This is a genomic window from Pseudomonas sp. ARP3 (assembly GCF_001029595.1).
Classification (GTDB): Bacteria; Pseudomonadota; Gammaproteobacteria; order Pseudomonadales; family Pseudomonadaceae; genus Aquipseudomonas; species Aquipseudomonas rhodesiae.
The window spans coordinates 29,517-42,163 of the sequence record NZ_LEKF01000007.1; the positions used below are offsets into that span (position 1 = coordinate 29,517).

10 protein-coding genes are annotated in these 12,647 nt (G+C 62.5%); 8 read left to right on the forward strand and 2 right to left on the reverse strand.

Annotated features, from left to right (window positions below; translation table 11 throughout):
* Nucleotides 1–49: 49 nt before the first annotated feature.
* Nucleotides 50–1,285, reverse strand: a complete 1,236-nt coding sequence (locus ABX75_RS10560; protein ID WP_034113115.1) for a multidrug effflux MFS transporter — start codon at nucleotides 1,283–1,285, stop codon at nucleotides 50–52.
* A 92-nt stretch (nucleotides 1,286–1,377) separates the two neighbouring features.
* Between ABX75_RS10560 and ABX75_RS10565 the strand changes: the two genes are divergently transcribed.
* Entirely contained in the window at nucleotides 1,378–2,793 is a 1,416-nt protein-coding gene (locus ABX75_RS10565) for a PLP-dependent aminotransferase family protein (RefSeq protein ID WP_047881897.1), read from the forward strand.
* Nucleotides 2,794–2,812: 19 nt separating this feature from the next.
* On the opposite strand, the gene ABX75_RS10570 is transcribed toward ABX75_RS10565, so the two are convergent.
* Nucleotides 2,813–3,721, reverse strand: a complete 909-nt coding sequence (locus tag ABX75_RS10570) for a MurR/RpiR family transcriptional regulator (RefSeq protein ID WP_034096994.1) — start codon at nucleotides 3,719–3,721, stop codon at nucleotides 2,813–2,815.
* 284 nt (nucleotides 3,722–4,005) lie between these two features.
* Between ABX75_RS10570 and iolC the strand changes: the two genes are divergently transcribed.
* The 7 genes from iolC to ABX75_RS10605 all read left to right on the forward strand — a co-directional run bounded on the left by iolC (nucleotide 4,006) and on the right by ABX75_RS10605 (nucleotide 12,646).
* Entirely contained in the window at nucleotides 4,006–5,943 is a 1,938-nt protein-coding gene (iolC, locus tag ABX75_RS10575) for a 5-dehydro-2-deoxygluconokinase (protein WP_047881898.1), read from the forward strand.
* A 103-nt stretch (nucleotides 5,944–6,046) separates the two neighbouring features.
* On the forward strand, nucleotides 6,047–6,934 hold the full coding sequence (gene iolE / locus ABX75_RS10580) for a myo-inosose-2 dehydratase (RefSeq protein WP_034137880.1): 888 nt from the start codon (nucleotides 6,047–6,049) through the stop codon (nucleotides 6,932–6,934).
* A 3-nt stretch (nucleotides 6,935–6,937) separates the two neighbouring features.
* The gene (gene iolB, locus ABX75_RS10585; protein ID WP_047881899.1) at nucleotides 6,938–7,726 is read left to right on the forward strand and encodes a 5-deoxy-glucuronate isomerase; all 789 of its coding nucleotides are present in this window, start codon (nucleotides 6,938–6,940) and stop codon (nucleotides 7,724–7,726) included.
* 29 nt (nucleotides 7,727–7,755) lie between these two features.
* A complete protein-coding gene (locus tag ABX75_RS10590; RefSeq protein ID WP_034096998.1) occupies nucleotides 7,756–8,571 on the forward strand; it encodes a TIM barrel protein in 816 nt (271 codons plus the stop codon).
* A gap of 10 nt (nucleotides 8,572–8,581) precedes the next feature.
* Nucleotides 8,582–10,513, forward strand: a complete 1,932-nt coding sequence (gene iolD / locus ABX75_RS10595; RefSeq protein ID WP_034113123.1) for a 3D-(3,5/4)-trihydroxycyclohexane-1,2-dione acylhydrolase (decyclizing) — start codon at nucleotides 8,582–8,584, stop codon at nucleotides 10,511–10,513.
* Between the two features lie 19 nt (nucleotides 10,514–10,532).
* A complete protein-coding gene (locus tag ABX75_RS10600; protein WP_047881900.1) occupies nucleotides 10,533–11,543 on the forward strand; it encodes a Gfo/Idh/MocA family protein in 1,011 nt (336 codons plus the stop codon).
* 74 nt (nucleotides 11,544–11,617) lie between these two features.
* Nucleotides 11,618–12,646, forward strand: coding sequence for a Gfo/Idh/MocA family oxidoreductase (locus ABX75_RS10605; protein WP_047881901.1), 1,029 nt, complete (start codon nucleotides 11,618–11,620; stop codon nucleotides 12,644–12,646).
* Nucleotide 12,647: the final 1 nt, after the last annotated feature.

The following is a 12,647-nucleotide window of genomic DNA, read 5'->3' on the forward strand; positions in this document are numbered from 1 at the left end:
TCCTCGGCGTGCCTATCCCGGTCATCATCCTGATCGCGATCTTCATGCACTAAACCCGAGTTCGGCTCGGAACCTCGTGGGAGGGCGCTTGCGCCCTCCCACTTTGTTTTGGGTGGAGCGTCATCCAGGTCGCCACCAGCAAAATACTGGCGACGCCTGTCATGATCAGCAAGGGCTGCGAGGTGCCGTCCGATAACCAACCGGTGATCCCACTGCTTATGGCGGTGAGGAACATCTGGATGAAGAAGAATAGTCCCGAGGCGGTGCCGGCAATCGCGCCATAGGGCTGCAACACCGACAGTTGGCACGCCGGAATCACCAATCCCACCGACACCATGATCACCACCATCGGCAGTACAATCGCCAGCCATTGCTGCGCCCATGCGCTTGTGGTGACGGCGAGCAGAACGCTGCCTGCCACGTTCAATGCGATGGCTGCGCTGATCAATCGGTCCGCTTCAAAGCGCAGCACCAGTCGACGAAACAGATTCGCCCCCAGCATATAGCCGCTGATCGTTGCCGCGAACACCAGCGCATAGGCCGTGGCGGATAAGCCAAAGCCCCGTTGCAGCAGCGCAGATGACTCACTGATAAAGGGAAAATACGTGCTGTACACGCAGCCGATGGCCAGCGCGTAACGCAGGAAATAGCGGTCGCGCAGCAACTGCCCATACAGACCCAGCAGATTGCCCGGTGGCGTAGCGGCTACGTGCGCCGGGCGGGTTTCCGGCAGGCGGCGATACACCGCCCCATACAACAGCGCACCGATCGCGCCCAACAGCAGAAACAAGCCACGCCACCCAAACCACGGCAGCAACAGGCTGCCCACTACCGGCGCGGCCATCGGCGACACCGCCATCGCCATGGAGATCAGCCCCAGCAGGCGTGCCTGTTCGCTGCGGTCGAAGTGATCGCGCACGATCACGCGGCCAATCACCGTGGTGCAGCAGCCGCCCAGCGCCTGAAACAACCGCGCGATTATCAGCACGACCAGACTGTCGGCCAAGGCGCAGGCCAAGGTGGCCAGCCCATACAGCGCCAGTCCCGCCAGTAACACCGGGCGACGGCCGAAGCGGTCAGTCAGCGGGCCGCTGACCAGCAGGGAAATGGCCGAACCGAGGGTGTACAGCGTGAGGGTCAATTGCAGCTGACTGTCGCTGGCCTGGAAGTAATCAGCCATGGCTGGCAGTGCTGGCAGGTGCATGTCCAGGGTGATGCGCGGCAGGCCGATCAATACGGTCAGCAGCACCAGCCAGGAACCCAGGGAAAGAGCACGTTGAGTCATGGGCAAGCTCGTGGGAGTAAGTGGAGCCAGAACTCTATCGGCTTTGTGGTTTAATCCTGTGGGCCACTTATGCCAAAAAAGAATGGACCACTATGAGCCGAGGTAAAGCTGCATCCGCCCTTGATCTGCCACGCCCCGACGCGCTGGACGCGGGCAAACAGCAGGGCGCGTACGAGGCATTGCGCGCAGCGATCCTTAACCGGCAATTGCCGGCGGGCAGTCGTTTGCCGTCCACGCGCAGCCTGGCCGAGCGGTGGCGGGTGTCCCGCGGCACGTTGGAAACTGCGTATGAACGTTTGCAGGAGGAAGGGTATGTGCAGCGCATCGCGGGGTCCGGCACGCGCGTGTGTGCGGTGATCCCCGAACACTTTATCGCGGCGCCGAGGCCACACCACATGCCGCGTCGCCCGGTACAGCCGGACCGCCCGTACGCGGGCGTGCAAAGTCATGTGCCTTTCGTCGCAAGGCGTCCGGATGCCGGCCTGTTCGACATGAAAGCCTGGGCCCGCTGCCTGTCTCGTGGGTTGTTGGCGGCGGGGCCAGGCGCGCTGGAGGCGTCCCATCCAGCGGGCGTGCCGGAGCTGCGTACCCAGATCGCCGACTACCTGCGCCGGCATCGCGGGCTGCACTGCGAGGCTGATGAAGTGATTGTCACCACCGGTATTCGACATGCCCTCGATTTGATTGCGCGCACACTGCTCAACCCCGGCGACACGGCGTGTGTCGAAGACCCTGGCTACCCACCGGCACGACGCTTGTTTGAGCTGGCCGGCGCTGGCGTACAGGCGGTGCCGGTCAGCGCTGATGGCCTCGACACCACCCAGCTGCCCGACGTTGCGCGCCTGGTCTACGTGACACCGGCCCACCAGGCGCCGCTGGGCATGACCCTGTCGGTATCACGCCGTCTGGCCTTGCTGGACTGGGCCGCACGTGCGCAGGCATGGGTGGTCGAGGACGATTACGACAGCGAATACAATTACCAGAGCGCGCCGCTGGCCGCACTCAAAGCCCTGGATTCCGGCGACCGGGTGATCTACTGCGGTAGCTTCAACAAAAATCTGTTCCCTGGCTTGCGGGTGGGCTTCATGGTAGTGCCCAAGGCGCTGCGCCGGCCGCTGCTACGCACCCTGCACCTCACCGGGCATTCGGTCGGCGCCAGTGATCAGTTGGGCTTGGTGGAGCTACTTGGCAGTGGGGCGTTTGTGCGTCATCTGCGGGCTTCACGCCAGGCTTATCTGGCCCGTCGCGATACGCTGCTCGAATGCCTCGGCGGCCACGGCAGCGTCACTGGCCAGCAGGCTGGGCTGCACTTTGTGTTGTGGCTGCCGACAGGAGCTGAAGAAGCGGACTTCTGTGCCCGGGCGGCATCTGTCGGACTCACGCTGCAACCGCTGGGCGCGTTCTGTCATGAGGCGAGGTTGCCGCCGGCGGTGATCATTGGCTACACCGCGCTGACCTTGGCGCAGATTCGCTATCACGGCCGAGCATTGGCGGCGTTGTGCCTATGAGCAGGGGCGGGCCGCGAGTTCAGTCTTCGAACCCGACCTGCTCGTGAATCTCGTCCACTTTCAATTCCAGGCGGTACGCCACCGCAATGAACAGCGCCTGGCACAGGCACAGCGTGGCGCTCAGTGAGCGGAATGCGAACGAAGAACCCTCGTTTACCAGCAGCACCGCGTTGGCCCGCTTGGCTAGGGGCGAGAGGTTGCTGTCGGTGATGATCAGGGTCTTGGCCTGGTGGTGCTGGGCGATACGCAGGCAGTGCTGGGTTTCTTTGCCGTAGGGCGTGAAGCTGATGGCGATCACCAGGTCATTGGCGCGCACACTGCGCATCTGCTCGCGGTAGCTGCCGCCCAGGCCGGAGATCAGGTGGATGCGCTTGTTGGTGTGCTGCAGGTTGTAGACCAGGTAGTCGGCCACCGCGAAGGAGCGGCGCACGCCGACCACGTAGATGTTGTCGGCATTGACCACCAGGTCCACGGCTTTTTCGAACATTGCGTCGTCCAGCTCCAGCCCCAGACGCTCGATGCCGGACAGGGTGGCATTCACGCACTCGCGCGCCAGGTCGCCGCCGCTGGCCTTCTGCGACTTGTTGGCGATCATGCTGCGGATGCGCTGCTGGTAATTCTGCACCGGGGTGGTCTTGTGGGTGTAAGCCTCGCGGAACAGCGCCTGCATCTCACTGAACCCGCTGAACCCGAAACGCTGGGAAAAACGCACGATGGCCGAGGGGTGCACTTCGCATTCGCGGGCAATGTCGCTGATACGGTCGACCATGATGCGGTCGCTTTGCTGGCTCATGTAGCTGGCGATGCGTTTGAGCTGGCGCGGCAGGCTTTCGTATTCGTCGGTAATCAGCTGCAACAGGCGTTCGGCATTGATCGGAGGGCTGGCGATGGTGTCTTCCAGGGTGGTCTCGGGATCGGTGCGGGACATGGGCAATCCTTCTGGCGTGTTCGTCTGTTGCGCTGATGGGTGGCGTCAGTCTACAGGGTAGGCGCAAAAAAATACCCCGACATCACGGCCGGTGTGGCGTGCTGAAACGATGCACGCCGGCTAGGGGGACCATTATGCCGGGTTATTGGAAAAAATATTCCACTAAAAATAAATATGGAATAAATATTGATTGGTGCCGCTGAACGTTCTAGTCTGCTCCACCAAGAGCGTTTGCCGTCGCCACGGCGGCACAACGCAGGCTGATAAAAATAACAGGAGCCAGCATGGGCCAGACTCGTTTTGCCAGTGGGCGTCAATTGGATCTGATTTGCCTCGGGCGCCTGGGCGTCGACCTCTATGCACAGCAAGTCGGTGCACGGCTTGAGGACGTGTCCAGTTTCGCCAAGTACCTCGGCGGTTCCTCCGCCAATATCGCTTTCGGCACCGCGCGGCTGGGGCTCAAGTCGGCGATGCTCAGCCGCGTGGGCGACGACCATATGGGGCGTTTCCTGGTGGAGTCCCTGGCCCGCGAAGGGTGCGATGTCAGCGGCATCAAGGTCGACCCGGAACGCCTCACCGCTTTGGTGTTGCTGGGCCTCAAGGACCGCGAAACCTTCCCCCTGGTGTTCTACCGCGAAAACTGCGCCGACATGGCCCTGCGCGCTGAAGACATCAATGAAGCCTTTATCGCTTCCAGCAAGGCGCTGTTGATCACCGGCACGCATTTCTCCACCGACGGCGTGTACAAGGCCAGCATCCAGGCCCTGGACTACGCGGCCAAACATAACGTCAAACGTGTGCTCGATATCGACTACCGCCCGGTGCTGTGGGGGCTGGCGGGCAAGGCCGACGGCGAAACCCGCTTTGTTGCCGACCGCAATGTCAGCCAGCATGTGCAGAACATCCTGCCGCGCTTCGATCTGATCGTCGGCACCGAAGAAGAGTTTTTGATCGCGGGCGGTAGCGAGGATTTGCTCACTGCCTTGCGCACGGTGCGTGAGCTGACCCCGGCGACGCTGGTGGTCAAGCTCGGCCCGCAAGGGTGCACGGTGATCCATGGCGCGATCCCGGCGCGCTTGGAAGACGGTGCGATCTACCCCGGCGTGCGGGTGGAAGTGCTTAATGTATTGGGGGCCGGCGATGCCTTTATGTCGGGCTTTCTCAGCGGGTGGTTGAATGACGCCAGCGACGAGCGTTGCAGCCAGTTGGCCAATGCCTGCGGCGGTCTGGTGGTGTCGCGCCATGCCTGCGCGCCGGCCATGCCCACGCCGGCGGAGTTGGATTACTTGTTCAGCAGCCCCGTGCCGATCACCCGGCCCGATCAGGACCAGACCCTGCAACGCCTGCACCGGGTGACGGTGCCGCGCAAACAGTGGAAGCAGCTGTTTATCTTCGCCTTCGACCATCGCTGGCAATTGGTGGACCTGGCCCAACGCGGTGGCCAGGACCCAGCGCGCATCAGCGACATCAAGCAGTTGTTTATCCAGGCCGTCGAACGGGTGGGGCGCAAGCTCGCCGAGCAGGGCGTGGAGGCCGATGTGGGCCTGCTCGCCGACCAGCGCTTCGGCCAGGACGCACTCAATGCGGCCAGCGGGCGCGGCTGGTGGATCGCGCGGCCGGTGGAAGTGCAGAACTCGCGGCCGCTGGCCTTCGAGCATGGCCGGTCCATCGGCAGCAACCTGATCGCCTGGCCCCAGGAGCAGATCATCAAGTGCCTGGTGCAGTTTCATCCCGACGATGAACCCTTGCTGCGCCTGGAGCAGGAAGCGCAACTCAAGGCGGTGTACGACGCCTCCCTGGTCAGCGGCCATGAGCTGTTGCTGGAAGTCATCCCACCCAAGGATCACCCATCCACGTACCCGGATGTGCTCTACCGTAGCCTCAAGCGCCTGTACAACCTGGGTATCTACCCGGCGTGGTGGAAGATCGAGGCGCAGTCGGCCGAAGACTGGAAAAAACTCGATGAGCTGATCCAGGAGCGCGACCCGTACTGCCGTGGTGTGGTGCTGCTGGGCTTGAATGCCTCGGCGGACTGTTTGGCGACCGGGTTCCAGCAGGCCGGTCAGAGCACGACGTGCCGAGGGTTTGCGGTGGGCCGCACGATCTTTCAGGAACCCAGCCGTTTGTGGATGGCGGGGGAGATCGATGATGAGACATTGATCCAGCAGGTCCAGGCGACCTTCGAACAGCTGATCAACGCCTGGCGCAGCGCGCGAACCTGACCACAGCTTTGAATGTGCGCTGCAATTCCAATGTGGGAGGGCGCCAGCTCTCTCCCACAAAAAGCAGAACTCAGTGATATCTGAAAATAATAAAGGTGCAGCCATGCCCGCAATCCGAATTGGCATCAACCCGATCTCTTGGAGCAACGACGACCTTCCGGCCCTGGGCGGTGAAACGCCGCTCAGCACCGCGCTGAGCGAAGGCAAGGACATCGGCTACGAAGGTTTCGAACTCAACGGCAAGTTCCCCAAGGACGCCAAAGGCGTCGGCGATGTGCTGCGGCCCTATGACCTGGCGCTGGTGTCGGGGTGGTATTCCAGTCGCCTGGCCCGGCGTTCGGTGGCCGAGGAGATCGAAGCCATCGCCGGCCATGTCGAGTTGCTCAAGCAGAACGGCGCCCATGTGCTGGTGTACGGCGAGGTGGCGGATTCGATCCAGGGCTCGCGCATTCGCCTGATCGAACGCCCGCGTTTCCACAGCGAACAGGCTTGGCAGGACTACGCCGACAAACTCACCGAACTGGCGCGCTTCACCCTGTCCCAAGGCGTGCGCTTGGCGTACCACCACCATATGGGCGCCTACGTTGAGTCTCCTGAAGACATCGATCAACTGATGCAGCGCACCGGCCCGGAGGTCGGCCTGCTGTTCGATTCCGGCCATTGCTATATGGGCGGCGGCGAACCCATCGAAGTGCTGCGCAAACACATCGGGCGCATTTGCCATGTGCATTTCAAGGACGTGCGCAAGCCGGTGGTGCAGTTGGCGCGCAACCAGATGTGGAGCTTCCCCGACTGCATCGTCAACGGCACGTTCACCGTGCCCGGCGATGGCGATATCGACTTTGCCGAACTGCTGGATGCATTGATGGCCGCGAAATATGAGGGCTGGCTGGTGGTGGAGGCCGAGCAGGACCCGGCCGTGGCGCCCAGCTATATCTATGCGAAAAAGGGCTACGACACCTTGCGTGCGCTTCTCAACGAGAGGACTTGAGTGATGAGCTTGTTGGTCAAAAGCAGCAAACGCGGGCAAACCATGGTTGCCTTGGAAGCTGGGCGGCTGGAGTACGTCGGCTTCTCGGCCTACCGCCTGAGCCTGGGCGAAACCCTGCCGGTCAGCGCCGGTGATAAAGAGCTGTGCCTGGTGCTGCTCAGTGGCCGGGTGAATATTGAAGGCGAAGGCTTCAACTGGCAGAACCTCGGTGATCGCCAGTCGGTGTTCGAGGACAAGTCGCCGTTCGCCGCTTACCTTCCTCCGGGCACCGACGCTCAGGTCACGGCCTTGAGCGATGTGCAGATTGCCGTGTGCGCCGCTCCCGGCGCGCCGGGTTACGAACCACGCCTGATCCGTCCCGAGGACTGCAAGCGCAGCGTGCGCGGCAAAGGCGCCAACACCCGCTATGTGTGCGACATCCTGCCCGACAGCGCGCCGGCCCAATCGCTGCTGGTGGTGGAAGTACGCACGCCGTCGGGGCATTCGTCGAGCTACCCGCCGCACAAACACGACACCGACGACCTGCCGCACCAGAGCTTTCTGGAAGAGACCTACTACCACCAGATCAACCCGCCCCAAGGCTTTGTGTTCCAGCGGGTGTACACCGACGACCGCAGCATCGACCAGGCCATGGCCGTGGAAAACAGCGACCTGGTGGTGGTGCCCAAGGGCTATCACCCGGTCAGCGTGCCGTACGGCTACGAGTCCTATTACCTGAACGTGATGGCCGGCCCCAAGCGTGCCTGGCATTTCCATAACGACCCGCAGCACAGTTGGCTGCTGGACCTTTGATCGAGCGGTTTGGACGGAGAACAATAACAATGTATTCGCCTTTACGTTTTGCCCTTAACCGCATGGTCGCTCCGCACCTGTCACTGGACGCGTTCATCCAGCTGGCGGCTTCGCTCAAGTGCGATGCCATTGAGATCCGTAACGATCTCGAAGGTCGCCAGATCGAATACGGCACCCCGGCCAGCCATGTACGTGAAGCGTGCGCGGCCCAGGGCATCACGGTGCTGTCGATCAACGCGCTGTACCCGTTCGATGTATGGAACGACGAACGTCGCGCCCAGGCCATCGCCATGGCCGACTATGCTCGTGAATGCGGCGCCCAGGGCCTGGTGATGTGCCCGTTCAACGAGCCCGGTGATACGCGCAACGAGGCCCAGCGTGCCGCCGGTTTGCGCACGGCTTTGAGCGAGTTGGCGCCGATCCTGCGCGAGTACGGCATCCTCGGCTTTATCGAGCCTCTGGGTTTTGAAGCGTGTGCAATGCGCCGCAAGCGCGTGGCGGTGGATGCGATCCAGGCCATCGGCGGCCTGGATGTGTTCCGTCTGGTGCATGACACCTTCCACCACTATTTGGCCGGCGAGCAGGAATTCTTCCCGCAATTGACCGGGCTGGTGCATATCTCCGGCGTGGAAGAGACCGACGCGCCACTCAACTCGATCCGCGACCGCCACCGCGTGCTGGTGGGCGAGGGCGACATCCTCGGCAATACCGCACAAATCGACACCCTGCTCAGCAGCGGCTACGGCGGTTACCTGTCGTTCGAACCGTTCGCCGCCAGCGTGCATGAAATGACGGATATCCAGCAGGCGCTAGGGGCAAGCATCGCCCATCTGCAGAAACGATAAGGGGCGCAACATGACCACCACCCGACTGACCATGGCCCAGGCCCTGGTGAAGTTTTTGGACAACCAGTACATCGAAGTCGATGGCGTGCAGAGCAAGTTCGTCGCCGGCGTGTTCACGATTTTCGGCCACGGCAATGTGCTCGGCCTGGGCCAGGCCCTGGAGCAGGACAGCGGTGACCTGGTGGTGCACCAGGGCCGTAACGAGCAGGGCATGGCCCACGCGGCCATCGGTTTTGCCAAGCAGCACCTGCGGCGCAAAGTGTATGCATGCACTGCTTCGGTCGGGCCGGGTGCGGCGAACATGCTCACTGCGGCGGCCACCGCCACGGCCAACCGCATTCCGTTGTTGCTGTTGCCCGGCGATGTGTACGCCAGCCGCCAGCCCGACCCGGTGTTGCAACAGATCGAGCAGTTCCACGACCTGAGCATCAGCACCAACGATGCGTTTCGGTCCGTGAGCAAGTACTGGGACCGCATCAACCGTCCCGAACAACTGATGAGCGCCGCGATCCACGCCATGCGCGTGCTCACCGACCCGGCGGAAACCGGCGCCGTGACCCTGGCCTTGCCCCAGGATGTGCAGGCCGAAGCCTGGGACTATCCGGATTACTTCTTGCAAAAACGCGTGCACCGTATCGAGCGTCGCCCAGCCACCGCCGCGATGCTTGGCGATGCGCTGGCGGCCATCCGAGGCAAACGTAAACCGCTGATCATCTGCGGTGGCGGGGTCAAGTACTCCGGTGCGAATGCGGCGTTGCAAGCGTTCGCAGAGCGCTTCGAAATTCCCTTCGCCGAGACGCAAGCGGGCAAGAGCGCGGTGGTGTCCAGCCATCCGCTCAACGTCGGCGGCATCGGCGAAACCGGGTGCCTGGCGGCCAACCTGCTGGCGCCCGAGGCCGATCTGATCATTGGCGTCGGCACGCGCTACACCGACTTCACCACCTCGTCCAAATCCCTGTTCAAGCACCCGGATGTGACATTTCTCAACCTCAATATCAGCCCCGCCGATGCGTTGAAACTCGATGGCGTGCAGGTGCTGGCCGATGCGCAGGTAGCCCTTCAAGCATTGACCGATGCCCTCGGTGACTACCGCGCAGGTTGGGGCGAGCAGATTGCCGACGCCAAGGCGCAACTGGACGCCGAAGTCGACCGCGTGCATCAAGTGGAGTACCACGGCGATGACTTTGTGCCGGAAGTGGATGACCACCTGGACCGCGCAGTACTGCGGGAATTTATCGAGCTGACCGGCTCGTGCCTGACCCAGAGCCGGGTCCTGGGTGTGCTCAATGAGACGGTGGCCGACGATGCAATTATCGTCGCCGCCGCTGGCAGCCTGCCTGGCGATTTGCAGCGCGCCTGGCGGAGCAAGGGCGTCAACACCTACCACGTCGAATACGGCTACTCGTGCATGGGCTACGAGATCAACGCCGCCCTCGGCGTGAAGCTCGCCGAGCCGAGCAAGGAGGTCTATGCCCTGGTCGGCGACGGCTCCTACATGATGCTGCATTCCGAGCTGGCTACCTCGATTCAGGAGCGGCGCAAGATCAACGTGGTGCTGCTGGACAACATGGCCTTCGGTTGCATCAACAACCTGCAGATCGGCAACGGCATGGACAGCTTCGGCACCGAATTCCGCTACCGCAACCCCGAAACCGGCCAGCTCGACGGCGGCCTGGTGCCGGTGGACTTCGCCATGAGTGCGGCGGCCTATGGCTGCAAGACCTACAAAGTCAGCAGCGTGGAGCAATTACAGGCCGCGCTGGCCGATGCGCGCACGCAAACCGTCTCAACCCTGATCGACATTAAAGTGCTGCCCAAAACCATGGTTCACGGCTACCTGTCCTGGTGGCGGGTGGGGGTGGCGCAGGTCTCCACCAGCGAACGCACGAACGCGGCGGCGAAGAAACTCAACGAGCACCTGGCCAAGGCCCGGCAGTACTAATAACAAGAGGAGTGTGTGTATGTCTTTGAAGCTAGGTGTTATCGGGACCGGCGCCATCGGCCGCGACCATATCCGTCGTTGCAGCCAGACCTTGCTCAATAGCCAGGTGGTGGCGGTGACCGACATCAATCTGGAACAGGCCGCCAAGGTAGTTGCCGACTTGCAGCTGGCCGCCGAGGTGTACCCAGACGGCCATGCGCTGATCAACTCGGCCGAGGTTGAAGCGGTTCTGGTGACCTCCTGGGGGCCGAGTCACGAAGAATTCGTGCTCGCCGCGATTGCCGCCGGCAAGCCGGTGTTCTGCGAAAAGCCGCTGGCGGTGACCGCCGAAGGCTGCCGCAAGATCGTCGACGCCGAAGTGGCCCATGGTAAGCGCCTGGTGCAGGTGGGCTTTATGCGCCCGTACGACGAGGGATATCGCGCCCTTAAAGCCGTGATCGACAGCGGCCAGATCGGCGAGCCCTTGATGCTGCACTGCGCACACCGCAACCCGAGGGTGGGCGAAAACTACAAGACCGACATGGCAATCACCGACACCCTGATCCACGAACTGGATGTGCTGCGCTGGCTGCTCGACGACGACTACGTGTCGGTGCAAGTGGTGTTCCCACGCAAGACCAGCAAGGCCTTGGCCCATTTGCGCGATCCGCAGATCGTGCTGCTGGAAACCGCCAAGGGCACGCGCATCGACGTGGAAGTGTTCGTGAACTGCCAATACGGCTACGACATCCAGTGCGAAGTGGTGGGAGAGAGCGGCATCGCCAAATTGCCGGAACCGTCCCAGGTGCAACTGCGTAGCGAGGCGAAGCTGTCCAACGCGATCCTGATGGATTGGAAGGACCGCTTTATCGGTGCCTATGACGTGGAGTTGCAAGCCTTTATTGATAGCGTACGCGCCGGCAAGGTGGGCGGGCCGTCTGCGTGGGACGGCTATGCGGCGGCGGTGGCGGCGGATGCGTGTATCGAGGCGCAGGGCAGTGGGCAGATCGTCAAGGTCAGCTTGCCGGAGCGCCCACGCTTCTACGGCTGACACTCGGTCAAGGTGGGGAGGGCTGGTTCCTTCCCCCTTTGGATTGGGTTTGTACTTCAATCAAGGAGTCAATCATGCGAATTGGACTAGTTGGCTATGGCCATGGAGGGCGCTTCTTTCATGCGCCGCTGATTGCGACCTTGCCCGGTGCCACGTTTGTCGGCGTGGTCACCCGTTCCCCCGAGCGGCGCCAGCAATTGAATGCCGACCACCCGGGTGTCCAGGCATTCAACAGCATCGGCCAGATCGTCGAAGCCGGTGTGGATGCCTTGGTGATTTCCACCACGCTTAAAGGTCGCCCGGCACTGGTACTCGAAGCTATCGAACACGGCGTGACGGTAGTCAGCGACAAACCCTTTGCCGCCAACGCCGAGCAAGCCCAGGCGCTGATTACCGCGGCTGAGCGCCAGGGTACGCTGCTCAGTGTTTATCAGAACCGCCGCTGGGACTCGGATTACCTGACCCTGCGCAAGCTCATCGATGCCGGCGCCCTGGGCACCATCAGCCGCTTTGAATCGCGGGTGGAACGCTACAGCCCGCAGGCGGTGGGCAACGCCAGCGGTGGCGGTTGGCTGCGGGATTTAGGCAGCCACCTGGTGGACCAGGCGTTGCAACTGTTCGGCCCGGTGGACAGGGTATTCGCGCAATTGCACTACAGCGCCGAACATCCCCATGTCGACCACGGTTTTTTTGTGTCTCTGACCCATGCCAATGGGGTGATTTCCCACCTGTGGGGCAATGCCTTGCAAAACAGCCAGGCGCCGCGCTTTCGCGTCAGTGGTAGCGCCGGCTGTTACACCGTCGAGGGCCTGGACGGCCAGGAAGAAGCACTGATGGCCGGCAAATCGCCGAAAACCGAGGGCGAGCACTGGGGCGCCGAAGAACACCGACGCTGGGGCTGGTTCGAGCAGGGTCCGGAACGTGAACGCGTGCCGTCGGAGAAGGGCTGCTGGACCCAGTTCTATCGTCAGTTGCAAGCCGCCGTGCAAGGCCAGGGAGCGCTGCCGGTCAACGCCTATGACGCGTTGGAAACCACCCGTATATTGGACGCCGCACGCCTGAGCGCCGAGCGCCAGCAGGTGGTTTCGACAAAAATAGAATAAA